The sequence below is a fragment of the Leptothrix mechoopdaensis (SeqCode) genome (genome assembly GCF_053893855.1).
The window spans coordinates 4394867-4417994 of sequence record NZ_CM132699.1; the positions used below are offsets into that span (position 1 = coordinate 4394867).

Sequence of the window (23128 nt, forward strand, 5' to 3'; positions counted from 1 at the left end):
TCTCCGCGACCTTCGCGACTCGCCACTGCCCCCAACGTCTACAGGAGCCCGACATGACCGCTCACACGATGACCTTCCAACACGCCTCGCCGATCGACGCGCTGATCTCGCGCGTGGCAGGCTGGACCGCCCGCACCGCCACCGCCGTGGCCGACTGGCTCAACGCCGATGTCAATCGCGAACCGCGCACCGCCGAGGAGCTGCTGGCCTGGGCCGAACAGTACGAGGCGACCCAGCCGTCCTACGCGGCCGACCTGCGCGCCATCGCCAAGCGCCACATGAACTGATCGTCGACGGCCGGCGCACCACCGCCGCGCACCGTTTCCACAAACGACAAGGCCCGCCGATCCGGCGGGCCTTGTTCGTTCAGGCGAGGACGTTCAGCTCGCCAGCCGCGCCTCGATCGCCGCCTTGGTGTCGCGCAGGGCTTGCGGCAGGTGGTAGGCCAGTTGCTCGAACAGCTCGCCGTGCAGCGTCATCTCCTGCTGCCAGGCTGCGCGGTCGATGCCGATGACGCTCTGGAACTGCGCGGCGCTGAAGTCCAGGCCGGACCAGTCCAGGTCGGCGTAGTCCGGGCTGACGCCGAAGGCGTTCTCGGCGCCACCGGCGCTGCCGTCGACGCGGCCCAGCATCCACTGCAGCACGCGCATGTTGTCGCCGTAGCCGGGCCAGACGAACTTGCCGTCCGCGCCCTTGCGGAACCAGTTGACGCAGAAGATCGCCGGCAGCTTCGCGCCCTGGGCCTTCAGCTTCGCGCCCAGGTCCAGCCAGTGCTGGAAGTAGTCCGACATGTTGTAGCCCATGAAGGGCAGCATCGCGAACGGGTCGCGGCGCACGATGCCCTGCTGGCCGGCGGCGGCGGCGGTGGTCTCCGAGCCCATCGTGGCGGCCATGTAGACACCTTCGACCCAGTCACGCGCCTCGGTCACCAGCGGCACGGTGGTCGAGCGGCGGCCGCCGAAGATGAAGGCGTCGATCGCCACGCCGGCCGGGTTGTCCCACTCCGGGTCCAGCGCCGGGTTGTTCGTGGCGGCCACGGTGAAGCGCGCGTTCGGGTGCGCGGCCGGGCGCAGCTTGCCGTCGGGCAGGCGGGCGGTCTCGGGCGTCCAGTCCTGGCCTTGCCAGTCGATCAGGTGGGCCGGCGGGGTGTCGGTCATGCCTTCCCACCAGACGTCGCCGTCGTCGGTCAGCGCGACGTTGGTGAAGATGACGTCGCGGTCCAGCGAGGCCATGCAGTTCGGGTTGGTCTTGAGGTTGGTGCCCGGGGCGACGCCGAAGTAGCCGGCTTCCGGGTTGATCGCGTAGAGGCGGCCGTCGGCGCCCGGCTTGATCCAGGCGATGTCGTCGCCAATCGTGGTGACCTTCCAGTCGCCCAGCGCGGCCGGCGGGATCAGCATGGCGAAGTTGGTCTTGCCGCAGGCGCTCGGGAAGGCGGCGGCGACGTGGCTCTTCTTGCCTTCCGGCGAGGTCACGCCCAGCACCAGCATGTGCTCGGCCAGCCAGCCCTGGTCACGGCCCATCGTCGAGGCGATGCGCAGCGCGAAGCACTTCTTGCCCAGCAGCGCGTTGCCGCCGTAGCCCGAGCCGTAAGACCAGATCTCGCGGGTCTCGGGGTAGTGGACGATGTACTTGGTCTTGTTGCAGGGCCAGGAGACGTCCTGCTGACCCGGCAGCAGCGGCGCGCCGACGGTGTGCACGCAGGGCACGAACTCGCCGTCGACGCCCAGCACGTCGTGAACGGCCTTGCCCATGCGGGTCATGATGCGCATGTTGACCGCCACGTACGGGCTGTCCGACAGCTCGATGCCGATGTGCGCGATCGGCGAACCCAGCGGGCCCATCGAGAACGGCACGACGTACATCGTGCGGCCGCGCATCGAGCCGGCGAACAGCGCCGGCGTGCCGTCGGCCTGACCGGTCTGCAGCAGCGCGCGCATCTCGGCGGGGGCCATCCAGTTGTTGGTCGGGCCGGCGTGTTCCTTCTGCCCGGAGCAGATGTAGGTGCGGTCCTCGACACGCGCCACGTCGCTCGGGTCGGAGCAGGCCAGGAAGCTGTTCGGGCGCTTGACCGGATCGAGCTTGCGGAAGGTGCCGGCGTCGACCAGCTTCTGGCAGAGGCGGTCGTACTCTTCCTGGGAGCCGTCACACCAGTGGATCGCGGCCGGTTGGGTCAGCGCGGCGATCTCCGAGACCCAGGCGATCAGCTGGGCGTTCTTGACGTAGGCGGGCGCATTGACGCTCACGCCGATCATGGCGGGGTGGTTCATCGGACAGGCTCCAAGGTTGAAAAAGGCATCTCGACAACACCGCGCTGCGGCGTTCTCGGGATGCCCCCAAAACCAGTTTGAGCCGGCGGCCAGCCGATTACAAAGCGATTACATGCATTTTCAGCATGACCGGATGCGGGTGCGCCGGCCGCCGTGCGATCCGTCTCGGATCCGTGTCGGGGCGGCGTTCCGTTTCCGTGCAGCGCCGGTTCAGGACCTCGGGAAGACCCGACACCCGCTTTTGGGGGTGTTGCCAGAACGCCGCGCGGGGCTCAGGCGCCGAGTCCGGGCATGTTCCCGATGTAACCCAGCGCGGCCAGCGGCGCGGTCTCGGCACGCAGCACGCGCGGCCCGAGCGTCGTCGGCAGGACCCCGGCACGGCGCAGCGCCATTTCCTCGTCCGGGCTGAAGCCGCCTTCCGGACCGCTGTAGAGGCGCAGCGCCTGGCCCGTCGGGCCCGGCTGGGCCAGCCGTTCGGCCAGCGGGCGTGATTCGGCCAGGCTCAGCGCCAGGGTGGTGACGGTGTCGGGGCCACCGGCCGGAGCCGCGAGTGCCGCCGCCAGCGTGCGCACCGGCGCGATGCGTGGCACGCGGGTCCGGCCGCACTGTTCGGCGGCGGCCACCGCGATGGCCTGCCAGTGGGCGCGCTTCTTCTCGGCCCGCTCGGCGTTCAGGCGCAGCACCGAACGCTCGCTCATCAGCGGCTCGATCGCCGCCGCGCCCAGCTCGGTCGCCTTCTCGATCAGCCAGTCGAACCGGTCGTTGGCCGGCATGACAGCCGCGAGCGTCACCGCCAGCGGCAGCTCGCGTTCGACCGGGTCGTGCGCCCCGATGCGCACCGACACGTCGCTGCGGCCCATCCGGACGACTTCGGCCTGCCACTCGCCGCCCCGGCCGTCGAACAGCGTCAGCGCGTCGCCGGGCTGGTGGCGCAGCACCTGGACGTGGCGGGCAGGCCCGGCCGGCAGGTCGAATTCGAGGCCGGATTGCAGCGGGATGTCGACGTGGAGGCGGGCGGGCATGGCGGGCGGGTGGTTCGTGGCGGCCCGCAGTGTGCCGCAGGGATCCCGCGCCGGATCAGGCGCCCGGCAAGCCGCGCCGCAGCTGGATGGCCTCGGCGACATGGCCCAGCCCGATCGCGCCGGTGCCGTCCAGGTCGGCGAGCGTGCGGGCCACCCGCAACACGCGGTGCAGGCTGCGACCGGACCAGCCGAGCCGGGAGGCGGCGGCTTCCAGGAACTCGCGCGCACCGGGTTGCAGGCTGGCGACCTCGTCGAGCTGGCCGGCCTCGACGACCGCGTTGGTGCAACCCTGGCGCTCGATCTGGCGCCGGCGCGCCGCCGCGACCCGCGCCGAGACGCTGGCGCTGTCCTCGCCGTCGCGGCGGGCCGACAGGGCCTGGGGCGCGAGCGCCAGCACCTCGACGCGCAGGTCGATGCGGTCCAGCAGCGGCCCGGAGATCCGGCCCTGGTAGCGCCGCACCTGCTCGGGCGTGCAGCGGCAGACCGGCCGGCCGGCGCCGAGGTGGCCGCAGGGGCAGGGGTTCATCGCCGCGACCAGCAGGCAGCGGGCCGGGAATTCGGCCTGCCGGGCGGCGCGCGAGATCGTGATGCGACCGTTCTCGAGCGGCTCGCGCAGCGCTTCGAGCGCCGCACGCGGGAACTCGGGCAGCTCGTCCATGAACAGCACGCCGTGGTGCGCCAGCGAGACCTCGCCCGGGCGCGGCGGTGATCCGCCCCCGACCAGTGCAACCGACGAGGCACTGTGGTGCGGCGAACGCACCGTGCGCTGCGCCCAGCGGCTGGCGTCGAAGGAACTCGCCAGGCTCAGCACGGCGGCGGATTCGAGCGCCTCGTCCTCGCTCATCGGCGGCAGCAGGCCGGGCAGGCGCTGCGCCAGCATCGACTTGCCGGTGCCGGGCGGGCCGACGAACAGCAGGCTGTGCGCGCCGGCGGCCGCGATCTCGAGCGCCCGCCGGGCGGCGATCTGGCCGCGCACGTCGCCGAGGTCCGGCCAGCGCGGCGGCGGTTGCGGGATCGGCGCGGGCGGCTGTGCCAGCTCGGGGGCGTCGTCCTCGTCGCGCAGGGCGGCGACGACGTCGAGCAGGTGGCGGGCGCAGCGCAGCGGCAGTTCGGGGACGCGGGCGGCTTCCTGGGCGCTGGCCTCGGGCAGGACCAGGCAGCGGCCGGTCGGCGAACGCCGCATCGCCAGGGCCATCGCCAGCGCGCCGTGGACCGGCCGCAGGTCGCCGGCCAGCGAGAGTTCGCCGGCGAACTCGTGGCGTTCGAGCCGGGCCGCGTCGATCTGGCCGCTGGCCGCGAGGATGCCCAGCGCGATCGGCAGGTCGAAGCGGCAGCCCTCCTTCGGCAGGTCGGCCGGGCCGAGGTTGACGGTGATGCGCTTGTCGTGCGGGAAGGTCAGCCCGCTGTTGAGGACGGCGGCACGGACGCGCTCGCGTGATTCCTTGACCTCCGTGTCGGCCAGTCCGACCAGCGTGAAGCTGGGCAGGCCGTTGGCCAGATGCACCTCGACGGTGACTTCGGGTGCCTGCAGGCCCAGCAGGGCCCGGCTGTGGACGGTGGCAAGGGTCATCTCGGGTGGCTCCCAGGGCGCCCGGCGGGCGCGAAGGGGCCAGATTCTGGGCATCTCGTCACATCCGCTGACACCCTCCGATGGGGGTTGCACCTGGATGGTGCGTCATCGATCGGTTCCGTGCGTGGTGCATGACCCGAGGGCGGGTGCCGCGCCGGTTTGGGGCGGTGGCCGACGGACTCCCCTGCCCGTGGCCCTGGCATGGAAGCTGCAGAAAGAGGCTCAGCTGCTGCTCAGCTATCCGCTGTTTCCGCTTTCCACCGCCACATCAACCTTCCGGAGGCCGCCATGAAAATGGTCACCGCCATCATCAAACCCTTCAAGCTCGACGAGGTGCGCGAAGCCCTCAGCAACATCGGCGTGCAAGGGATCACCGTCACCGAGGTCAAGGGCTTCGGTCGTCAGAAGGGCCACACCGAGCTGTACCGGGGTGCCGAATACGTCGTCGACTTCCTGCCCAAGGTGAAGATCGAGGCCGCCGTGGACGATGCCATCGTCGACCGCGTGATCGAGGCGATCGAGGGTGCCGCGCGCACCGGAAAGATCGGCGACGGAAAGATCTTCGTCACCGCCCTCGAGCAGGTGCTGCGCATCCGGACCGGCGAGACCGGCAAGGACGCTCTCTGATCACCCTCATCCCCGAGACCAACATGAAAAAACTGCTTGCCATCCTGGCCCTCGGCCTGGCGATGCTGGGATCGACCGGCGCCGTCTGGGCCCAGGCCGCTTCCGAGCCGGCCGCCGCCGCTTCCGCTGTCGTCGAGGCAGCCTCCGCTGCCGCTGAAGCGGCTTCCGCCGCCCCGGCGCCCGTCCCGAACAAGGGCGACACCGCGTGGATGCTGCTGTCCACGCTGCTCGTCATCATGATGACCGTGCCCGGCCTGGCGCTGTTCTACGGCGGCCTGGTGCGCGCCAAGAACATGCTGTCCGTGCTGATGCAGGTGATGGTCACGTTCTCGATGATCCTGGTGCTGTGGGCCCTGTACGGCTACAGCCTGGCGTTCACCGAGGGCAACGCCTTCTTCGGCAGCTTCGACCGGCTGTTCATGAAGGGCATCTGGGACAACGTCGCCGGCACCTTCGCCCCGGCGGCCACGTTCAGCAAGGGTGTCTACATCCCCGAGATCGTGTTCGCGGCCTTCCAGGCCACGTTCGCCGGCATCACCTGCTGCCTGATCGTCGGCGCCTTCGCCGAGCGCATCAAGTTCTCGGCCGTGCTGCTGTTCACCGCCCTGTGGTTCACCTTCAGTTACATCCCGGTCGCCCACATGGTGTGGTTCTGGATGGGTCCGGACGCCTACACGGCCGCTGACGTCGTCGACGCGACGAACGCCAAGGCCGGCTACATCTGGCAGATGGGCGCGCTGGACTTCGCCGGCGGCACCGTGGTGCACATCAACGCCGCCGTCGCCGGTCTGGTCGGTGCCTTCATGGTCGGCAAGCGCGTCGGCTACGGCAAGGAAGCCTTCACGCCGCACTCGCTGACGCTGACGATGGTCGGTGCCTCGCTGCTGTGGGTGGGCTGGTTCGGCTTCAACGCCGGTTCCGCCCTGGAAGCCAACGGCTACGCCGGCCTGGCCTTCGTCAACACGCTGTTCGCCACCGCGGCGGCCGTGCTGGCCTGGTGCGTCGGTGAAGCGCTGATGAAGGGCAAGGCCTCGATGCTGGGCGCCGCGTCCGGTGCCGTCGCCGGCCTGGTCGCCATCACCCCGGCCGCCGGCAACGTCGGCATCCTGGGCGGCATCCTGATCGGCTTCATCGCCGGCTTCGCCTGCCTGTGGGGTGTCAACGGCCTGAAGAAGATGCTCGGCGCGGACGACTCGCTCGACGTGTTCGGCGTGCACGGCGTCGGCGGCATCCTGGGTGCCCTGCTGACCGGTGTCTTCAACTCGCCGAACCTGGGCGGCCCGAGCGCCGTGGCCGACTGGGTCACCGTGGGCATGGTCGCCCCGGATGCCTACTCGATCGCGTCGCAGGTGTGGATCCAGGCCAAGGCCGTGCTGCTGACCATCGTGGTCTCGGGCGTGGTCTCGGTGATCGCCTACAAGATCGTCGACCTGGTCATCGGCCTGCGCGTCACCGAAGAGGAAGAGCGCGAAGGTCTGGACATCAGCTCGCACGGCGAGACCGCGTATCACAAGTGATCTGAACCGGCTTCCGGTCTGAATCGAGGGGTCGCCGCTGGCGGCCCCTTTTCATTTGGTGCGCCGGCCCCAGATGCCTCGATCCTTAGAATCGATCCACCCCCGTCGGCTACGCCAGGACACGCGCATGGTTCCCCACCTCGTCACCGCCCTCAACGGCCCCATCAACGAACTGGAAGCCCGCATCCTGGAGTCCATGCCGGCGATCGAGCGCTGGTTCCGGCTGGAATGGATGGAGCACACGCCGCCGTTCTACTCGTCCGTCGACGTGCGCAACGCCGGCTTCAAGCTGGCGCCGGTCGACACCAATCTCTACCCGGGCGGCTGGAACAACCTGACGCCCGAGATGCTGCCGCTGGCGGTCCAGGCGGCGATGGCGGCGATCGAGAAGATCTGCCCCGAGGCCAAGAACCTGCTGCTGATCCCCGAGAAGCACACCCGCAACCCGTTCTACCTGCTGAACGTCGCGCGGCTGCAGGAGATCTTCACGCTGGCCGGCCTGAACGTGCGGCTGGGCACGCTGGATCCGGCCATCGACAAGCCCACCGCCGTGGCGCTGCCCGACGGCGGCGAACTGCTGATGGAGCCGCTGGTGCGCACCCAGCGCCGGCTCGGCCTGAAGGGCTTCGACCCTTGCACCATCCTGCTCAACAACGACCTGTCGGCGGGCATCCCGGGGATGCTGGAAGACCTGCACGAGCAGTACCTGCTGCCGCCGCTGCACGCCGGCTGGGCGGTGCGCCGCAAGACCCATCACTTCCAGTCCTACGAGGAAGTGGCCAAGAAGTTCGCCAAGCTGCTGGGCATGGACCCGTGGCTGATCAACCCGATGTACACGCAGTGCGGCAAGGTCAACTTCAGCGAGGGCGACGGCATCGAGTGCGTCAAGTCCAACGCCGAGGCGCTGATCGCCAAGATCCGCCGCAAGTACAAGGAATACGGCATCAACGAGAAGCCGTTCGTGATCGTCAAGGCCGACAACGGCACCTACGGCATGGGCATCATGACCGTGCGCGATCCGAAGGAGCTCGACGAGCTGAACCGCCGCACGCGCAACAAGATGAGCGTCGTGAAGGATGGCCAGGAGGTCTCCGAGGTCATCATCCAGGAAGGCGTGCCGACCTACGAGCGCATGAACGACGCGGTCGCCGAGCCGGTCGTCTACATGATGGATCGCTACGTGGTGGGCGGCTTCTACCGCGTCCACGCCGACCGCGGCATCGACGAGAACCTCAATGCGCCGGGCGCCCAGTTCGTCCCGCTGGCCTTTGCCGAGAGCCACCACCTGCCGCGCGTGGGTGCCAAGCCGGGCCAGAGCGCGCCGAACCGCTTCTACATGTACGGCGTCATCGCCCGCCTGGCGATGCTCGCGGCCAGCTACGAGCTGGAAGCGACCGACCCGGACGCCGAGGTCTACGACTGAGCCCTGCGCAAGACTCAAGCGGCGCAACTTCCAGGGCGGCGACTTCGAACGAAGCGCCGCCCTGATTCTTTTGTGCGATGCGTGTTGACCCGATGCTCGGGCCTCGTGCATAATCGCTGACTCTGCTGGCTTGAGCGCGTGCCTAGCCGCCCGCTGCGCAAGTCGGTTTCGCCCCCAGCTGCCGCCTGATCAAGTTCTTGAACAGGTGGCACGACGGGCCCAAGACTGACCGCGGCGGTGGCCATTCGGCTGCAGCCAGAGCGGGACAAGTTGGGGATAGACATGATCCAAATGCAATCGCGACTCGACGTCGCGGACAACACGGGTGCGAAGTCCGTCATGTGCATCAAGGTGCTTGGCGGTTCGAAGCGTCGTTACGCCAGTATTGGCGATGTGATCAAGGTCAGCATCAAGGAAGCTGCGCCGCGTGGTCGCGTCAAGAAGGGCGAGGTCTACAACGCCGTGGTCGTGCGCACCGCCAAGGGTGTGCGCCGCCAGGACGGTTCGCTCGTCAAGTTCGATGGCAACGCTGCGGTGTTGCTCAATGCCAAGCTCGAGCCGATCGGCACGCGCATCTTCGGCCCGGTCACCCGCGAACTGCGGACCGAGCGCTTCATGAAGATCGTGTCGCTCGCTCCTGAAGTGCTCTAAGCCGACGGCGAAGGACAGGCCATGAACAAGATTCGCAAGGGCGACGAGGTCATCGTGCTGACCGGTCGCGACAAGGGCAAGCGCGGACAGGTTTCCCTGCGCGTGGACGAAGACCATCTGGTCGTTGACGGCGTGAATGTCGTCAAGAAGCACGTCCGCCCGAACCCGCTCAAGGGCACGACCGGTGGCATCGTCGACAAGACCATGCCGATTCATCAATCGAATGTGGCGATCTTCAACCCCGCGACCGGCAAGGCCGACCGCGTGGGTATCAAGCTCCTGGCTGACGGCAAGAAAGTGCGCGTCTTCAAGTCCAGCGGCGACGAGATCAAGGCCTGAGGCAGGAACCTGAAATGGCTCAACAACAAGCTCGCCTGCAAGCCTTCTACAACGACACCGTCGTGCCGTCGCTGGTCGAGAAGTTCGGCTACAAGTCGGTGATGGAAGTGCCGCGTTTCCAGAAGATCACCCTGAACATGGGTGTCTCGGAAGCCGTGTCGGACAAGAAGGTCATGGACCACGCCGTCGGCGACCTGACGAAGATCGCCGGCCAGAAGCCCGTCGTCACCAAGTCGCGCAAGGCCATCGCGGGTTTCAAGATCCGCGAGAACGTGCCGATCGGCTGCATGGTCACGCTGCGTGGCGCCCGCATGTTCGAATTCCTGGACCGTTTCGTCACCATCGCGCTGCCGCGCGTTCGTGACTTCCGCGGTATCTCGGGTCGTTCGTTCGATGGTCGTGGCAACTACAACATCGGCGTCAAGGAACAGATCATCTTCCCCGAAATCGAGTACGACAAGGTGGATGCTCTGCGTGGTCTGAACATCAGCATCACGACGACGGCCAAGACCGATGACGAGTGCAAGGCGCTGCTGTCGGCCTTCCGCTTCCCGTTCAAGAACTGAGGTGCACGGTGGCAAAACTGTCTTTGATCCAGCGTGAAGAAAAGCGCGAGAAGCTGGTCGCCAAGTACGCCAAGAAGTATGCGGAACTGAAGGCGATCATCGACGACCAGGGCAAGTCGGAAGACGAGCGTTACCTGGCTCGTCTGGCGCTCCAGAAGCTGCCCCGCAACGCGAACCCCACGCGTCTGCGCAGCCGCTGCGAGATCACCGGTCGTCCGCGTGGCACCTTCCGCAAGTTCGGACTGGGCCGCACCAAGATTCGTGAACTGGCCTTCCGTGGCGACATCCCCGGTGTCGTCAAGGCGAGCTGGTAAATCGGCCCCAGGGCACGAACAGGAGTGATTCCATGAGCATGAGTGATCCGATCGCGGACATGCTGACCCGCATCCGCAACGCCCAGATGGTCGAGAAGGCCAGCGTTGTGATGCCGTCGTCCAAGCTCAAGGCTGCCATCGCGCAAGTCTTGAAGGACGAGGGTTACATCGACGGGTTCGCCGTCAAGGCAGACGGCGGCAAGGCCGAGCTGCAAATCGCGTTGAAGTACTACGCCGGTCGTCCGGTGATCGAACGCATCGAGCGCGTCAGCCGTCCTGGCCTGCGCATCTACAAGGGCCGCCATGACATCCCCCAGGTCATGAACGGTCTTGGTGTGGCCATCGTCACCACCCCGCAAGGCGTGATGACCGACCGCAAGGCGCGCGCTGCCGGTATCGGCGGCGAAGTGCTCTGCTACGTCGCTTAAGGACAGGAGCAGCAGATGTCCCGCGTTGGAAAGATGCCGATCGCCGTCCCGCAGGGCGTGGACGTGTCGATCACCCCCGAGCAGATCAGTGTGAAGGGTGCCCTGGGCACCCTGGTGCGCCCCGCGCACGGCCTGGTCGAAGTGAAGAATGATGCTGGCAAGCTGACGTTCTCGCCGACCAATGAGTCGGCCGAGGCGAATGCGATGTCGGGCACCGTGCGGGCGCTGGTCGCCAACATGGTCACCGGCGTCAGCAAGGGTTTCGAGCGCAAGCTGAACCTGGTCGGCGTGGGTTTCCGTGCCCAAGCCCAAGGTCAGAAGCTCAACCTGCAGATCGGTTACTCGCATCCTGTCGTCAAGGACATGCCGGCCGGCATCAAGGTCGAGTGCCCGACGCAGACCGAGATCCTGATCAAGGGTGCCGACCGCCAGGTCGTCGGTCAGATCGCCGCCGAGGTGCGCGCCTTCCGTCCCCCCGAGCCTTACAAGGGCAAGGGCATCCGTTATTCGGATGAGAAGGTCACGCTCAAAGAGACCAAGAAGAAGTAAGGAGCCGCACCATGTTGAACAAGAAGGAACAGCGGCTGCGTCGCTCCCGTCAGACCCGCGCCCGCATTGCACTGCAGGGCGTGGAGCGTCTGACCGTCTTCCGCAGCAACCTGCACATCTACGCCAGCGTGATTTCCGCCGACGGCGGCAAGGTGCTGGCCTCGGCCTCGACGGCCGAGAAAGACGTCCGGACCGAACTCGGTGCTGGCAAGGGCGGGAACGTGAATGCGGCCCAGCTGATCGGCAAGCGCATCGCGGAACGTGCCAAGGCCGCGGGCGTCGAGAAGGTCGCCTTCGATCGCTCGGGCTTCGCGTACCACGGCCGCGTCAAGGCCCTGGCCGAAGCTGCCCGCGAAGCGGGTCTGCAGTTCTGATCCGCGCGTCGGCAAATCAAGGAACATCAAATGGCTAAGTTTCAACCCAAGGTGGCTGACGAAGGTCGCGACGATGGGATGCGCGAGAAGATGATCCAGGTCAACCGCGTGACCAAGGTGGTCAAGGGCGGCCGGATCATGGCGTTCGCAGCACTGACCGTCGTCGGCGACGGCGACGGCCGCGTCGGCATGGGCAAGGGCAAGGCGCGTGAAGTGCCGGTGTCCGTGACCAAGGCGATGGAGCAGGCGCGTCGCAACCTCGTCAAGGTCCCGCTGCGCAACGGCACCGTGCCGCACAACGCGACCGGCGAGCATGGCGCTGCCAAGGTCCTGCTGGCGCCCGCGCCGGCCGGTACCGGCATCATCGCCGGCGGCCCGATGCGCGCGATCTTCGAAGTCATGGGCATCACCGACATCGTGGCGAAGAGCCTCGGTTCGTCGAACCCGTACAACATGGTTCGCGCCACGTTCGACGCCCTGTCGCGCATGACCACGGCTTCCGAAGTCGCTGCCAAGCGTGGTCTGTCCATCGAACAGATCTTCAACTGAGCGTCGGGAGCCCATCATGGCTGAACAAAAGACCCTCAAGGTGCAGCTGGTTCGCAGCCCGATCGGCACCAAGGAATCGCACCGCGCCACTGTTCGTGGCCTGGGCCTGCGCAAGCTGAACAGCGTGTCCGAACTGCAGGACACGCCGGCCGTGCGCGGCATGATCAACAAGATCGCCTACCTGGTGCGCGTGCTCTGAGCGGCGCGCGTCATCAAGGAAGAATGACATGGAACTGAATTCGATCAAGCCGAACGCGGGTGCGAAGCACTCGAAGCGTCGCGTGGGTCGTGGCATCGGCTCCGGCCTGGGCAAGACGGCCGGTCGCGGTCACAAGGGCCAGAAGTCGCGTGCGGGTGGCTATCACAAGGTCGGCTTCGAAGGCGGCCAGATGCCGCTGCAGCGTCGCCTGCCCAAGCGTGGCTTCAAGTCGCACCTGCTGAAGTTCAATGCCGAGATCAATCTCAGCGAACTGAGTGCACTGGGCGTCGACGAAGTCGACGTGCTGATGCTCAAGGCAGCTGGCCTGGTCGGCGAGCTGGTGCGCAACGTCAAGGTCGTGAAGTCCGGCGAGCTGACCCGCAAGGTCGTGCTCAAGGGCATCGGTGCGACGGCTGGCGCCAAGGCGGTCATCGAAGCCGCTGGCGGCTCGCTGGTCGACTGAGCGTCCGAACGCTGGCTAGCACAGGTACTCCGTGGCAACCAACGCGAATCAACTGGCCAAGAGCGGCAAGTTCGGCGACCTTCGTCGCCGGCTCGTCTTTCTTCTGCTGGCGCTGGTGGTGTACCGGATCGGGGCGCATATCCCGGTTCCGGGCATCAACCCTGATCAACTGGCCCAGCTGTTCAAGGGTCAGCAGGGCGGCATCCTGAACCTGTTCAACATGTTCTCGGGTGGCGCGCTGTCCCGCTTCACCGTCTTCGCGCTCGGCATCATGCCGTACATCTCTGCATCGATCATCATGCAGCTGATGGGCTACGTGGTGCCGACGCTGGAGGCGTTGAAGAAGGAAGGCGAGGCGGGTCGTCGCAAGATCACGCAGTACACGCGCTACGGCACGCTGGGTCTGGCGATCTTCCAGTCGCTGGGCATCGCGCTCGCACTGGAAGGGTCTGCTGGCCTGGTGATCAACCCGGGTCCGATGTTCCGGATCGGTGCGATGGCGAGTCTGACGGCCGGCACGATGTTCCTGATGTGGTTGGGTGAGCAGATCACCGAACGCGGTCTCGGCAACGGCATCTCGATCCTGATCTTCGCCGGCATCGCGGCGGGTCTGCCCAACGCAATCGGCGGGCTGCTGAATCTGGTCAACACCGGGTCGATGAGCATCATCGTCGCGCTGTTCATTGTCCTGCTGGTGGTCGGCGTGACCTACGCGGTCGTGTTCGTGGAGCGCGGCCAGCGCAAGATCCTGGTGAACTACGCTAAGCGCCAGGTCGGAAACAAGGTCTATGGCGGCCAGTCGTCGCACCTGCCGCTGAAGATCAACATGTCAGGCGTGATCCCGCCAATCTTCGCGTCGTCGATCATCCTGCTGCCGGCAACGGTCGTCGGCTGGTTCGCGACCGGTGACAAGCTGACGTGGCTGAAGGACATCTCTGCAGCCCTGTCGCCTGGACAGCCGATCTATGTCCTGCTGTACGCGGCCATGATCGTGTTCTTCTGCTTCTTCTACACGGCGCTGGTGTTCAACAGCCGTGAGACAGCAGAGAACCTGAAGAAGAGCGGTGCGTTCATTCCGGGCATTCGTCCGGGTGACCAGACCGCCCGACACATCGACAAGATCCTGGCGCGTCTGACGCTGGGTGGGGCGGTCTACATCACCTTGGTGTGTCTGCTGCCCGAGTTTCTGGTCTTGAAGTACAACGTCCCGTTCTATTTCGGTGGCACGTCGCTGCTGATCATCGTGGTCGTGACGATGGACTTCTGGGCCCAAGTGCAGTCCTATGTGATGTCACAGCAGTACGAAGCTTTGCTCAAGAAGGCGAGCTTCAAGGCTGGATGATGTTCAGGGTGTGCGATGTCCAAGGACGACGTCATCCAGATGCAAGGCGAGGTTGTTGAAAACCTCCCGAACGCGACGTTCAGGGTCAAGCTGGAAAACGGGCACGTGGTGCTCGGCCATATCTCCGGGAAGATGCGCATGCACTACATCCGCATCCTGCCTGGCGACAAGGTGACAGTGGAACTGACGCCGTACGACCTTTCCCGTGCTCGCATCGTTTTCCGGGCGAAGTGAGCGATAGCCGTAGAGTCCCGGAAGACAAAAGCGCCTAAGCCGATCAAGGAGAAGACCATGAAAGTCTCCGCATCCGTCAAGAAGATCTGCCGCAACTGCAAGATCATCCGCCGCAAGGGTGTGGTCCGTGTCATTTGCACCGACCCGCGCCACAAGCAGCGCCAGGGCTGAGCCTTCCTGGGCTGTCACCGAATAGAGGACGCACATGGCACGTATTGCTGGTATCAACATTCCGCCTCACAAGCACACCGAGATCGGCCTGACGTCGATCTACGGCGTGGGCCGCACCACGGCTCAGAAGATCTGTGAGGCTTGCAGCATCCCCTTCAACAAGAAGGTCAAGGATCTGACCGACGCCGATCTCGAGAAGATCCGCGACGAAGTCGGCCGCCTGACCATTGAAGGTGACCTGCGCCGCGAGATCTCGATCAACATCAAGCGACTGATGGACCTGGGCTGCTATCGCGGCTTCCGCCATCGTCGTGGTCTGCCGGTCCGCGGCCAGCGCACGCGCACCAACTCCCGCACCCGAAAGGGTCCGAAGAAGGGCCCGCAGGCGCTGAAGAAATAATCGAGGCGTCGCCCCGGAGAACATGATTCATGGCTAAAGCACCCGTCAACAACGCAGCCCGTCGCGTCAGCAAGAAGGTTCGCAAGAACATTGCCGACGGCGTCGCGCACGTGCACGCGTCCTTCAACAACACGATCATCACGATCACCGACCGTCAGGGCAATGCGCTGTCGTGGGCTTCGAGTGGTGGTCAGGGCTTCAAGGGCTCGCGCAAGTCGACCCCGTTCGCTGCGCAGGTCGCTGCCGAAGTCGCTGGTCGTGCTGCTCAGGAACAAGGCATCAAGAACCTCGACGTCAAGATCAAGGGCCCTGGCCCGGGTCGCGAGTCGTCGGTTCGCGCGCTGGCCTCGCTCGGCATCCGCATCGCGTCGATCTCCGACGTGACGCCCGTGCCGCACAACGGCTGCCGTCCGCAGAAGCGTCGCCGCATCTGAGGATGCGTGCCCGGTCGGGTCGTTCGACCCGACCCGCAGCCAACCGCTGCCTGCTCGGTCTATAATTTCCGGCTGTCCGGCGATGCCCAGGTGCGTCGCCGGATTTTCCATTGAGGCGTGCATCTCCCTGCCGGAGGATGTGCGGCGGCGGGATCCTCCCGTCAGTCGGAGTCGCCTCGTTGATAAGCCCACTGTCGGGCTGCCTCGCACGTCGCGCTGGTCGCGAGATTCCGTGCGTTGAGCCCGACTCGCGCGGCGCCCGCTTCGTCCGGGGCCGCGTCAGCACAGACTCAAGGACAACACTGTGGCACGTTACCTCGGCCCGAAGGCCAAACTTTCCCGCCGTGAAGGCACCGACCTGTTCCTGAAGAGCGCCCGCCGCTCGATCAGCGACAAGGCGAAGTTCGAATCGAAGCCCGGCCAGCACGGCCGCACTTCGGGTTCGCGCACCTCGGACTTCGGTCTGCAACTGCGCGAAAAGCAGAAGGTCAAGCGCATGTACGGCGTCCTCGAGCGCCAGTTCCGCCGCTACTTCGCTGAAGCCGAGCGCCGCAAGGGCAACACCGGCGCGAACCTGCTGATGATCCTGGAATCGCGCCTGGACAACGTCGTCTACCGCATGGGCTTCGGCTCGACCCGCGCTGAAGCGCGTCAGCTGGTGTCGCACAAGTCGGTGACGGTGAACGGCGAAGTCGTGAACATCCCGTCCTACCTGGTCAAGGCCGGTGACGTGGTCGCCGTCCGCGAGAAGGCCCGCAAGCAGCTGCGCATCGCCGATGCGCTCAAGCTCGCCGACTCGATCGGCCTGCCGGGCTGGGTCTCGGTCGACATCAGCAAGATGGAAGGTGTCTTCAAGAAGACTCCCGACCGCGACGAGTTCGGCGCCGACATCAACGAATCGCTGATCGTCGAACTGTATTCGCGCTGATCGGTCGATGCGGCCCCTGGCCGGACGTCGGCATCGACGTCTTGCCAGCCGGGCCGCTTCGCCGTTCTGCCTTTGCCGCGGGCCTGGCCTGGTCCGGATCCGCGGTCGGTCCCGCAGCCTTATCGGTGTAACGAGCCGAGGGTATTGACAGGAACTTTCGATGCAAACCAATCTGCTGAAGCCCAAAGCCATCAACGTCGACCCGCTCGGCGGTCACCGTGCCAAGGTGACGCTGGAGCCGTTCGAGCGTGGCTACGGGCACACGCTGGGCAACGCGCTTCGCCGCGTGCTGCTGTCGTCGATGGTCGGCTACGCGCCGACCGAAGTGACGATCGCCGGCGTGCTGCACGAGTACTCCACCGTCGACGGCGTGCAGGAAGACGTGGTCCACATCATGCTCAACCTCAAGGGCGTGGTGTTCCGTCTGCACAACCGCGACGAAGTGACGCTGGTCCTGCGCAAGGAAGGCGAAGGTCCGGTCAAGGCCAGCGACATCCAGACGCCGCATGACGTCGAGATCATCAACCCGGACCACGTGATCGCTCACCTGGCCCAGGGCGGCAAGCTCGACATGCAGATCAAGGTCGAAAAGGGCCGTGGCTACGTGCCCGGCAGCATGCGCCGCTATGCGGACGAGCCGACCAAGTCGATCGGCCGCATCGTTCTGGATGCCTCGTTCTCGCCGGTCAAGCGCGTGAGCTACGCGGTCGAGAACGCCCGCGTCGAGCAGCGCACCGACCTCGACAAGCTGGTGATGGAGATCGAGACCAACGGTTCGATCTCGCCGGAAGAGGCCATCCGCGCCTCGGCCAAGATCCTGGTCGAGCAGCTGGTGGTGTTCACGCAGATCGATCCGGGCGACATCGCCTCGATCATCGATTCGCCGCAGCCGCGCGCGCAGCACTTCGACCCGATCCTGCTGCGTCCGGTCGACGAGCTCGAGCTGACGGTCCGTTCGGCGAACTGCCTGAAGGCCGAGAACATCTACTACATCGGCGACCTGATCCAGCGGACCGAGACCGAGCTGCTGAAGACCCCGAACCTGGGTCGCAAGTCGCTCAACGAGATCAAGGAAGTGCTGGCCTCGCGTGGCCTCACCCTTGGTGCCCGTCTCGAGAACTGGCCGCCCCAGGGTCTCGACAAGCGTTGATTTTTTAAAGTGGAGTGGCGGCAACGACCGCCCTCCGGTGCACCCGGCGGTACCTGATCCGGCCGCCGGTATTCATAAGGAAAGGAAAGCACCATGCGTCACGGCAACGGCCTCCGCAAACTCAATCGCACCTCCGCCCACCGTCAGGCGATGCTGCGCAACATGGCCAACTCGCTCATCGAGCACGAGGCCATCAAGACCACCGTCCCCAAGGCCAAGGAACTGCGTCGCGTCGTCGAGCCGCTGATCACGCTGGCCAAGGAGCCGACCGTGGCCAACCGCCGTCTGGCATTCGACCGCCTGCGCAACCGCGACAGCGTCGTCAAGCTGTTCGACGTCCTCGGCCCGCGCTTCAAGGCGCGTCCGGGCGGCTACACCCGTATCCTGAAGATGGGCTTCCGCGTCGGTGACAACGCGCCGATGGCGTTCGTCGAACTGGTCGACCGCGCGGACACCACCGCTGAAGTGCCGACCGCCGCTGAATAAGCGCCTCGACACGCGATGACCCCGAAAGGGCCGGCACTGCCGGCCCTTTTTCATGGCCGATCAGGCCAGCGCGTCGACCAGCCAGGCCAGCGCATGGCGCACGGTCTGGCGCCGCACGGCCCTTCGATCACCCTCGAAGCGCTGCACCTCGACGTGGTCCCGATCCGGCAGTGACCAGCCGAACCAGACCGTGCCGACCGGCTTGGCGGCCGAACCACCCGTCGGCCCTGCGACGCCGGTGACGGCCAGCGCGACCTGTGCGCTGCTGTGCGCCCGGGCGCCGCGCGCCATCGCGGCGGCGACGGCCGCGCTGACGGCGCCGTGCGTGGCGATCAGTTCCGGCGCGACACCGATCAGCTCTGACTTGGCGGCATTGCTGTAGGTCACGAAGCCCCGCTCGAACCAGACGCTGGAGCCGGACAGCTCCGTGCAGGTCGCGGCGATCAGCCCGCCGGTGCAACTCTCGGCCGTCGCCAGCATCCAGCCACGTGCCAACAGCGACTGGCTCAACGCCTGAGCCAGTGACAACAGCGCCTCGTCGGTGACGTCGATGTCGCGCGACGCTGGCGGCTCGTGTCCGTTCATGCCACTCCCCAGGCGCCCAGCAGGCGCTCCACCACCGCGAGCACCAGCAGGCTGCAGCCGGCGGCGACGAGGTCATCGAAGAGGATGCCGAAACCGCCGCGCCAGCCGCCGCCCTTGAACACCTGGTCGGCCCAGCGCACCGGACCGGGCTTGGCCGCGTCGAAGTAGCGGAAGACGCCGAAGGCGAGCAGTTGCATCCAGGGTTCGGCCGGCGCGATCACCCACAGGATCAACCAGAAGGCGACCACCTCGTCCCAGACGATGAAGCCCGGATCGGCGATGCCGGCTGCCCGTGCCGTGACCGTGCAGGCCCACCAGCCGACCGGCAAGGACAGGCCGATCACCCAGCCCCAGTCGGACGGCGCGAGCAAGGTGCCGAGCACCAGCCACGTGACCCAGGCCCAGAGCGTGCCGAAGGTGCCCGGTGCCCGGGGCGCCAGGCCGCTGCCGAAGCCGAGTGCGATCAGGTGCGCGGGGTGCGACAGCATGAAGCGCCCGTCCACCTGCGGACGCAGCGGAACTCGCGGCTCGACGTCGATGACGTCCGGGTCACGTCGATCGGGATGGGGCGCGTTCAAGTCGAGGCTCCGTCGACGGCGGCGAAGTGGTCGTAGCCTGACCAGCGTCCGGACAACTCGCGGCCCGCGCCGTCCAGCACCCGGACGCCCGGGGTTTCGGTGATGTGGCCGATCCGATGCACGGCGACATCGGCGCGGCGCGCGGCATCGAGCACGGCGGCCTGTCGTGCGGGCGGCGCGGTGAACAGCAGTTCGTAGTCGTCGCCGCCGGCCAGCAGGCAGGACAGCACCACGTCTTCTGGCAGGCCCGACAAGGCGGGGTGCCGCGGCAGCCGGGGCACGTCGATCTCGGCGCCGAGAGCATGGCCGACACCGGCGGCCTGGCCGGATCGGTCCAGCACATGAGCGAGGTCGCCCAGCAGTCCGTCCGACAGGTCGATCGCGCTGCTCGCGACTCCGCGCAGCGCCAGACCCAGGCTGACGCGCGGCTGCGGGTATTCCATCGCCAGCCGTCCGGCCTCGAACGAGGCGCCATCCAGTCGCAGCGTGCCGCGCACGGCCTCCAGCCACAGACGGGCGCGGCCCGGCCAGCCGCTGACCCAGACCTCGTCGCCGGCCCGTGCGCCGCTGCGCAACAGCGCCTGACCCGGCGGCACCTGACCGATCACCGTGATGCCGATCGTCAGCGGGCCGGCCGTCGTGTCGCCGCCGACCAGTTCGATCGCATGCGCATCGGCCAGCGCGTGCAGTCCGCTGGCGAAGGAAGACAACCAGGCCTCGTCGGCGCGGGGCAGCGCCAATGACAGCGTGTAGGCCATCGGTTCGGCGCCGCAGGCCGCCAGGTCCGACAGGTTGACTGCCAGCGCCTTGTGGCCGAGCGCCTGCGGGGCGACGGTCGACAGAAAATGCCGGCCTTCCACCAGCAGGTCGGTCGAGACCGCGAGCTGCTGCCCAGGCTCGGGCGCGAGCAGCGCGCAGTCGTCGCCGACGCCCAGCGGCTGGCGTCGCACTGGCCGGTCGAAATGGCGTCGGATCAGGTCGAATTCACCGGAAGGCATCGCGTGTCGCGGCGAGGCCGCGTCTGCAGGAAAGCGCCGATTATCGGCAGCGCCCCAACCGCTCCCGGGCGCTGATGACGCTTCAGCCCAGCCCGTGCTCACGCAGCAGGTTGGCCAGTTCGACCGCCGACTTCACGCCCATCTTGTCGAACACGCGCGAGCGGTGGACCTCCACGGTGCGCACGCTGATGTCCAGCGCATCGGCGATCAGCTTGTTCGGCCGACCTTCGACGATCAGGCGCATCACCTCGCGCTCGCGTTCGGTCAGCTCGGCGATGTCGCGTTCGACGCTGCGCACGGCCAGACGGGCCGCCAGGTTCGCGGCGCTGCCTTGCAGTGCCTCGATGACGCGGTCGACCAGCGCGTTGTCCGAGAACGGCTTCTCGACGAAGTCGAACGCACCGCGCTTCACCGCCGACACGGCGGTACCGACGTCGGCATGGCCGGTCAGGAAGATCACCGGCATGGCCTGGATCCAGCCGCGCTCGATCAGGCGTTCGAACAACGCCATGCCGTTCATGCCGGGCATGCGGATGTCCAGCAGCAGGCAGGACGGATCATCGACGCGCACGTCGCCGGCCTCGACGGCCGCCTCGAAGGCATCGGCATTCTCGAAGCCGCGCGGCAACAGCCGCCGGCTGCGCAGCAACCAGGCGAGCGCGTCGCGCACGACCTCCTCGTCGTCGACGATGAAGACGGTGCCGGCGACGCCGGGGGCCGGGGTGTTCGGAATCATGACGTTGCTCCTGGCGTGGGGCGTGCCGGCGGATTGAACACCGCATCGGCCGCCGGCAAGGTGAAGCGGAAGACCGTGCCGCGACCGGTCGAACCGTCGTGACGCGAGGGTGCCGGGCCGAAGTCCAGCCGACCGCCATGCTGCTCGACGACGGTCCGGCACATCGACAGGCCGATGCCCATGCCCTCGGCCTTGGTGGTGAAGAACGGCGTGAACAGCTGCTGCGCGATCTCGTCCGGTATCCCCGGACCGGTGTCCTCGACGCGGAAGGCGACCCAGCGATCGTCGACGGCCGACGCACCCAGCGTCAGCACGCGCTCGACGCTGGAGGCATCGGCTTCCATCGCCTGCAGCCCGTTGCGAGCCAGGTTCAGCAGCACCTGCTCGACCATCGTGCGGTCACAGCTGACCCGCGGCGGTGGCTGGTCGACGTCGACGATGACCTGGGCATGACAGCGCCGGGCGGCCAGGCGCACCAATGGCAGCACGGCCTCGATCGGCTCGTGGGCGCGCACGTTCTCGCGCAGGCGCTCGCGCCGCCGCACGAATTGGTGGACGCTGCGGATGACCCGGCCGGCGCGGTCGGCCTGCTCGGCGACGCGGGCCAACGCCTGCCGGATCAGGCGTTGCGTCTGGGCGTCGGCGGGCGTGTCGTGGTCGCCTTCGGGCAGCATGTTCAGTGAGCCGTGGGCATAGCTGGCGATCGCGGCGAGCGGCTGGTTCAGCTCGTGGCTCAGCAGCGTGGCCATCTCGCCCATCGTCGCCAGCCGGGCCGTCGCCTGCAGCTTCTCCTGCTGCTGGCGCGACAGGTCCTCGGCCCGGCGCTGGGCGGTCAGGTCCAGCACCGAGCTCATCCAGCCGCCGCGCCGGCCGCGGCTGTCGAGCAGCGGGGCCTCGAAGATCAGGACCGGGAAACGTTCGCCGTTGCGGCGCATGAACACGGTTTCGTGACCCTCGCGCGGTGGTGCGTCGCCGGCCTGGCGTTCGGCGTGGCGGCGGCGGTAGGTCTCGCGCAGCTCGGGCGGCCAGTAGGGCGGCTCGTCGGCGCCGAGCAGATCCTCCTCGGACCAGCCGACCATCTGGCAGAAGGCCGGGTTGACGTAGGTGATGGCGCCGTCGAGCGTGCGCGCGCGCAGGCCGGTCACGAGCGCGTTCTCCATCGCCTGCCGGAACGACAGCGCGTCGGCCAGCTCGCGTTCGGCAGCGGCACGGCGGCGCACGTCGTGCGCGAGCAGCCCGATCACCAGGCACAAGGCGGCCGACAGGGCCAGCACGAGCGAGGAGCCGACATGCGACAGCAGCGACGGCCGTGTCGCGGTGCTGTCCAGCCGCAGCAGCGCGGTGAAGTTGTCGAGGTCGACCAGCCGTTCGGCCCGGAAGGCGCCCAGACCGCGCTGTGATCCGGCACGGGCGAGCCGTGTGCCGTCGCCTTCGACCAGCATGACCTCGTGGTTGCGCATCAGTTCGGCCGGCACGGCCTGTTCGAGCAGCGCCGACAGGACCATCGTGGCGACCAGCGCGCCGCGCACCTCGCCCTCGATGATCTGCGGCACGCAGAGGTCCACCACCTCGCCGCCCAGGCCGCCCTGCTGCGGCACGAAGTAGCTGCGCGAGTAGACGGGGATGCCGAAGCGCTGTGCGGTCAGGCAGGCGGCCTCTGCATCGGACTTGAGCGCCTCGCGCGGCAGCGGGCCGGCGGCGCCGCTGCGCAGCGCCGACTGCACCTGGGCCTGCAGCTCGAAGCGGGCATTGCGCCACTCGATGCGCGACAGCTCGGGGCGCCGCCGCAAGGCCTCGATCGCCTCGGCGTGGAAACGCTGCTCGGTCAGTGGCGACCACAGCAGCTGCTGCAGCGCGCCGCTGGCGTCGGCCAGGTGGCGGCGCACCTCGACGGCGGCTCGGGCGGTCGCCTGTTCGGTGGCGTCCTGCAGGCGGTTGCGTTCGTTCTGCCAGGTCAGCCACAGCAGGCTGGACTCGACCGCCAGCAGCAGCAGCCCGAGCGCCAGCCAGATCCCGGCCCGGCGGGTGTTCCCCGCCAGCCAGCGGCTGCGGCGCCCGAAGGCGCGCGAGACGGGCGTGAATCGATCCAGCATCGCGGCAGTATCCGGGCGCCTTGCGGGCCCTCGCTAAGCAGTTCCTCGCATGGCAGGCCCTGACGCGCGGCCGACACTCGCAGCTCGCATGCGTCGAACGCATGGCCGGATGCCGCAGTCCGTGGGTCGGGCTGC

Annotated in this window: 30 protein-coding genes; 22 read left to right on the plus strand and 8 right to left on the minus strand. The window is 67.3% G+C overall.

Annotation, left to right across the window (positions count from 1 at the left end):
- The first annotated feature begins 53 nt into the window (after positions 1 to 53).
- Positions 54 to 287: a hypothetical protein gene (locus ACWA7K_RS19155; protein WP_456163312.1), complete on the plus strand. Its 234-nt coding sequence runs from the start codon at positions 54 to 56 to the stop codon at positions 285 to 287.
- A gap of 93 nt (positions 288 to 380) precedes the next feature.
- Here ACWA7K_RS19155 and ACWA7K_RS19160 read toward each other — a convergent pair whose 3' ends face one another.
- The 3 genes from ACWA7K_RS19160 to ACWA7K_RS19170 form a co-directional block, all read right to left on the minus strand.
- Positions 381 to 2267: a phosphoenolpyruvate carboxykinase (GTP) gene (locus tag ACWA7K_RS19160; RefSeq protein ID WP_456163314.1), complete on the minus strand. Its 1887-nt coding sequence runs from the start codon at positions 2265 to 2267 to the stop codon at positions 381 to 383.
- Between the two features lie 272 nt (positions 2268 to 2539).
- Complete coding sequence (locus ACWA7K_RS19165; protein WP_456163316.1) at positions 2540 to 3289, minus strand: 16S rRNA (uracil(1498)-N(3))-methyltransferase; 750 nt, start codon at positions 3287 to 3289, stop codon at positions 2540 to 2542.
- 55 nt (positions 3290 to 3344) lie between these two features.
- On the minus strand, positions 3345 to 4859 hold the full coding sequence (locus tag ACWA7K_RS19170) for a YifB family Mg chelatase-like AAA ATPase (protein ID WP_456163318.1): 1515 nt from the start codon (positions 4857 to 4859) through the stop codon (positions 3345 to 3347).
- Positions 4860 to 5147: 288 nt separating this feature from the next.
- On the opposite strand from ACWA7K_RS19170, the gene ACWA7K_RS19175 reads away from it, so the two are divergent.
- The 21 genes from ACWA7K_RS19175 (at position 5148) to rplQ (ending at position 18003) form a co-directional block, all read left to right on the plus strand.
- Entirely contained in the window at positions 5148 to 5486 is a 339-nt protein-coding gene (locus ACWA7K_RS19175; protein ID WP_456168873.1) for a P-II family nitrogen regulator, read from the plus strand.
- 23 nt (positions 5487 to 5509) lie between these two features.
- Positions 5510 to 7003 (plus strand): ammonium transporter, encoded by a 1494-nt coding sequence (locus tag ACWA7K_RS19180; RefSeq protein ID WP_456163320.1) that lies wholly within the window; start codon positions 5510 to 5512, stop codon positions 7001 to 7003.
- Positions 7004 to 7130: 127 nt separating this feature from the next.
- Entirely contained in the window at positions 7131 to 8426 is a 1296-nt protein-coding gene (gshA, locus tag ACWA7K_RS19185; RefSeq protein WP_456163322.1) for a glutamate--cysteine ligase, read from the plus strand.
- 282 nt (positions 8427 to 8708) lie between these two features.
- Positions 8709 to 9077: a 50S ribosomal protein L14 gene (rplN, locus tag ACWA7K_RS19190; RefSeq protein ID WP_130481970.1), complete on the plus strand. Its 369-nt coding sequence runs from the start codon at positions 8709 to 8711 to the stop codon at positions 9075 to 9077.
- Between the two features lie 21 nt (positions 9078 to 9098).
- On the plus strand, positions 9099 to 9416 hold the full coding sequence (gene rplX / locus ACWA7K_RS19195) for a 50S ribosomal protein L24 (protein WP_305750211.1): 318 nt from the start codon (positions 9099 to 9101) through the stop codon (positions 9414 to 9416).
- Positions 9417 to 9430: 14 nt separating this feature from the next.
- Positions 9431 to 9982 carry a 50S ribosomal protein L5 gene (rplE, locus tag ACWA7K_RS19200; protein WP_456163324.1) on the plus strand — a complete coding sequence of 184 codons (552 nt, stop codon included), beginning with the start codon at positions 9431 to 9433 and terminating at the stop codon, positions 9980 to 9982.
- A gap of 8 nt (positions 9983 to 9990) precedes the next feature.
- A complete protein-coding gene (gene rpsN, locus ACWA7K_RS19205) occupies positions 9991 to 10296 on the plus strand; it encodes a 30S ribosomal protein S14 (RefSeq protein WP_456163326.1) in 306 nt (101 codons plus the stop codon).
- A gap of 32 nt (positions 10297 to 10328) precedes the next feature.
- Positions 10329 to 10724, plus strand: coding sequence for a 30S ribosomal protein S8 (gene rpsH, locus ACWA7K_RS19210; RefSeq protein ID WP_456163328.1), 396 nt, complete (start codon positions 10329 to 10331; stop codon positions 10722 to 10724).
- 15 nt (positions 10725 to 10739) lie between these two features.
- Positions 10740 to 11273 carry a 50S ribosomal protein L6 gene (gene rplF / locus ACWA7K_RS19215; RefSeq protein ID WP_456163330.1) on the plus strand — a complete coding sequence of 178 codons (534 nt, stop codon included), beginning with the start codon at positions 10740 to 10742 and terminating at the stop codon, positions 11271 to 11273.
- 11 nt (positions 11274 to 11284) lie between these two features.
- Positions 11285 to 11647: a 50S ribosomal protein L18 gene (rplR, locus tag ACWA7K_RS19220; RefSeq protein WP_456163332.1), complete on the plus strand. Its 363-nt coding sequence runs from the start codon at positions 11285 to 11287 to the stop codon at positions 11645 to 11647.
- A gap of 30 nt (positions 11648 to 11677) precedes the next feature.
- Positions 11678 to 12196 (plus strand): 30S ribosomal protein S5, encoded by a 519-nt coding sequence (rpsE, locus tag ACWA7K_RS19225; protein WP_456163334.1) that lies wholly within the window; start codon positions 11678 to 11680, stop codon positions 12194 to 12196.
- Positions 12197 to 12212: 16 nt separating this feature from the next.
- Positions 12213 to 12395, plus strand: coding sequence for a 50S ribosomal protein L30 (gene rpmD / locus ACWA7K_RS19230; protein WP_456163336.1), 183 nt, complete (start codon positions 12213 to 12215; stop codon positions 12393 to 12395).
- 28 nt (positions 12396 to 12423) lie between these two features.
- Positions 12424 to 12858: a 50S ribosomal protein L15 gene (gene rplO, locus ACWA7K_RS19235; RefSeq protein ID WP_456163338.1), complete on the plus strand. Its 435-nt coding sequence runs from the start codon at positions 12424 to 12426 to the stop codon at positions 12856 to 12858.
- Positions 12859 to 12889: 31 nt separating this feature from the next.
- The gene (gene secY, locus ACWA7K_RS19240) at positions 12890 to 14200 is read left to right on the plus strand and encodes a preprotein translocase subunit SecY (RefSeq protein WP_456163340.1); all 1311 of its coding nucleotides are present in this window, start codon (positions 12890 to 12892) and stop codon (positions 14198 to 14200) included.
- 15 nt (positions 14201 to 14215) lie between these two features.
- Positions 14216 to 14434 (plus strand): translation initiation factor IF-1, encoded by a 219-nt coding sequence (infA, locus tag ACWA7K_RS19245; RefSeq protein ID WP_007869286.1) that lies wholly within the window; start codon positions 14216 to 14218, stop codon positions 14432 to 14434.
- Positions 14435 to 14491: 57 nt separating this feature from the next.
- A complete protein-coding gene (gene rpmJ / locus ACWA7K_RS19250) occupies positions 14492 to 14605 on the plus strand; it encodes a 50S ribosomal protein L36 (protein ID WP_012348927.1) in 114 nt (37 codons plus the stop codon).
- A 34-nt stretch (positions 14606 to 14639) separates the two neighbouring features.
- Entirely contained in the window at positions 14640 to 15005 is a 366-nt protein-coding gene (gene rpsM / locus ACWA7K_RS19255; RefSeq protein WP_130481958.1) for a 30S ribosomal protein S13, read from the plus strand.
- Between the two features lie 29 nt (positions 15006 to 15034).
- Complete coding sequence (gene rpsK, locus ACWA7K_RS19260; protein ID WP_012348925.1) at positions 15035 to 15439, plus strand: 30S ribosomal protein S11; 405 nt, start codon at positions 15035 to 15037, stop codon at positions 15437 to 15439.
- Between the two features lie 304 nt (positions 15440 to 15743).
- Positions 15744 to 16367 carry a 30S ribosomal protein S4 gene (gene rpsD / locus ACWA7K_RS19265; protein WP_456163345.1) on the plus strand — a complete coding sequence of 208 codons (624 nt, stop codon included), beginning with the start codon at positions 15744 to 15746 and terminating at the stop codon, positions 16365 to 16367.
- Between the two features lie 160 nt (positions 16368 to 16527).
- Complete coding sequence (locus ACWA7K_RS19270) at positions 16528 to 17517, plus strand: DNA-directed RNA polymerase subunit alpha (protein WP_305750199.1); 990 nt, start codon at positions 16528 to 16530, stop codon at positions 17515 to 17517.
- 93 nt (positions 17518 to 17610) lie between these two features.
- The gene (gene rplQ, locus ACWA7K_RS19275) at positions 17611 to 18003 is read left to right on the plus strand and encodes a 50S ribosomal protein L17 (protein WP_456163347.1); all 393 of its coding nucleotides are present in this window, start codon (positions 17611 to 17613) and stop codon (positions 18001 to 18003) included.
- 60 nt (positions 18004 to 18063) lie between these two features.
- On the opposite strand, the gene ACWA7K_RS19280 is transcribed toward rplQ, so the two are convergent.
- From ACWA7K_RS19280 to ACWA7K_RS19300, 5 genes are all read right to left on the minus strand, one after another.
- Positions 18064 to 18588, minus strand: a complete 525-nt coding sequence (locus ACWA7K_RS19280) for a CinA family protein (protein ID WP_456163349.1) — start codon at positions 18586 to 18588, stop codon at positions 18064 to 18066.
- On the minus strand, positions 18585 to 19076 hold the full coding sequence (locus ACWA7K_RS19285; protein WP_456168875.1) for a phosphatidylglycerophosphatase A family protein: 492 nt from the start codon (positions 19074 to 19076) through the stop codon (positions 18585 to 18587). Before ACWA7K_RS19285 ends, ACWA7K_RS19280 begins: the two co-directional genes overlap by 4 nt.
- Before the next feature lie 86 nt (positions 19077 to 19162).
- Positions 19163 to 20164: a thiamine-phosphate kinase gene (gene thiL / locus ACWA7K_RS19290; protein WP_456163351.1), complete on the minus strand. Its 1002-nt coding sequence runs from the start codon at positions 20162 to 20164 to the stop codon at positions 19163 to 19165.
- A gap of 82 nt (positions 20165 to 20246) precedes the next feature.
- A complete protein-coding gene (locus tag ACWA7K_RS19295; RefSeq protein ID WP_456163353.1) occupies positions 20247 to 20900 on the minus strand; it encodes a response regulator transcription factor in 654 nt (217 codons plus the stop codon).
- Positions 20897 to 22993, minus strand: coding sequence for a sensor histidine kinase (locus ACWA7K_RS19300; protein WP_456163355.1), 2097 nt, complete (start codon positions 22991 to 22993; stop codon positions 20897 to 20899). Before ACWA7K_RS19300 ends, ACWA7K_RS19295 begins: the two co-directional genes overlap by 4 nt.
- Positions 22994 to 23128: the final 135 nt, after the last annotated feature.

Bases quoted from the DNA above. Each gene is read 5' to 3' on its own strand.
- ACWA7K_RS19155 (WP_456163312.1), top strand. From the start codon at position 54: ATGACCGCTCACACGATGACCTTCCAACACGCCTCGCCGATCGACGCG.
- ACWA7K_RS19160 (WP_456163314.1), bottom strand. From the start codon at position 2,267: ATGAACCACCCCGCCATGATCGGCGTGAGCGTCAATGCGCCCGCCTAC.
- ACWA7K_RS19165 (WP_456163316.1), bottom strand. From the start codon at position 3,289: ATGCCCGCCCGCCTCCACGTCGACATCCCGCTGCAATCCGGCCTCGAA.
- ACWA7K_RS19170 (WP_456163318.1), bottom strand. From the start codon at position 4,859: ATGACCCTTGCCACCGTCCACAGCCGGGCCCTGCTGGGCCTGCAGGCA.
- ACWA7K_RS19175 (WP_456168873.1), top strand. From the start codon at position 5,148: ATGAAAATGGTCACCGCCATCATCAAACCCTTCAAGCTCGACGAGGTG.
- ACWA7K_RS19180 (WP_456163320.1), top strand. From the start codon at position 5,510: ATGAAAAAACTGCTTGCCATCCTGGCCCTCGGCCTGGCGATGCTGGGA.
- gshA (WP_456163322.1), top strand. From the start codon at position 7,131: ATGGTTCCCCACCTCGTCACCGCCCTCAACGGCCCCATCAACGAACTG.
- rplN (WP_130481970.1), top strand. From the start codon at position 8,709: ATGATCCAAATGCAATCGCGACTCGACGTCGCGGACAACACGGGTGCG.
- rplX (WP_305750211.1), top strand. From the start codon at position 9,099: ATGAACAAGATTCGCAAGGGCGACGAGGTCATCGTGCTGACCGGTCGC.
- rplE (WP_456163324.1), top strand. From the start codon at position 9,431: ATGGCTCAACAACAAGCTCGCCTGCAAGCCTTCTACAACGACACCGTC.
- rpsH (WP_456163328.1), top strand. From the start codon at position 10,329: ATGAGCATGAGTGATCCGATCGCGGACATGCTGACCCGCATCCGCAAC.
- rplF (WP_456163330.1), top strand. From the start codon at position 10,740: ATGTCCCGCGTTGGAAAGATGCCGATCGCCGTCCCGCAGGGCGTGGAC.
- rplR (WP_456163332.1), top strand. From the start codon at position 11,285: ATGTTGAACAAGAAGGAACAGCGGCTGCGTCGCTCCCGTCAGACCCGC.
- rpsE (WP_456163334.1), top strand. From the start codon at position 11,678: ATGGCTAAGTTTCAACCCAAGGTGGCTGACGAAGGTCGCGACGATGGG.
- rpmD (WP_456163336.1), top strand. From the start codon at position 12,213: ATGGCTGAACAAAAGACCCTCAAGGTGCAGCTGGTTCGCAGCCCGATC.
- rplO (WP_456163338.1), top strand. From the start codon at position 12,424: ATGGAACTGAATTCGATCAAGCCGAACGCGGGTGCGAAGCACTCGAAG.
- infA (WP_007869286.1), top strand. From the start codon at position 14,216: ATGTCCAAGGACGACGTCATCCAGATGCAAGGCGAGGTTGTTGAAAAC.
- rpmJ (WP_012348927.1), top strand. From the start codon at position 14,492: ATGAAAGTCTCCGCATCCGTCAAGAAGATCTGCCGCAACTGCAAGATC.
- rpsM (WP_130481958.1), top strand. From the start codon at position 14,640: ATGGCACGTATTGCTGGTATCAACATTCCGCCTCACAAGCACACCGAG.
- rpsK (WP_012348925.1), top strand. From the start codon at position 15,035: ATGGCTAAAGCACCCGTCAACAACGCAGCCCGTCGCGTCAGCAAGAAG.
- ACWA7K_RS19270 (WP_305750199.1), top strand. From the start codon at position 16,528: ATGCAAACCAATCTGCTGAAGCCCAAAGCCATCAACGTCGACCCGCTC.
- rplQ (WP_456163347.1), top strand. From the start codon at position 17,611: ATGCGTCACGGCAACGGCCTCCGCAAACTCAATCGCACCTCCGCCCAC.
- ACWA7K_RS19280 (WP_456163349.1), bottom strand. From the start codon at position 18,588: ATGAACGGACACGAGCCGCCAGCGTCGCGCGACATCGACGTCACCGAC.
- ACWA7K_RS19285 (WP_456168875.1), bottom strand. From the start codon at position 19,076: ATGCTGTCGCACCCCGCGCACCTGATCGCACTCGGCTTCGGCAGCGGC.
- thiL (WP_456163351.1), bottom strand. From the start codon at position 20,164: ATGCCTTCCGGTGAATTCGACCTGATCCGACGCCATTTCGACCGGCCA.
- ACWA7K_RS19295 (WP_456163353.1), bottom strand. From the start codon at position 20,900: ATGATTCCGAACACCCCGGCCCCCGGCGTCGCCGGCACCGTCTTCATC.
- ACWA7K_RS19300 (WP_456163355.1), bottom strand. From the start codon at position 22,993: ATGCTGGATCGATTCACGCCCGTCTCGCGCGCCTTCGGGCGCCGCAGC.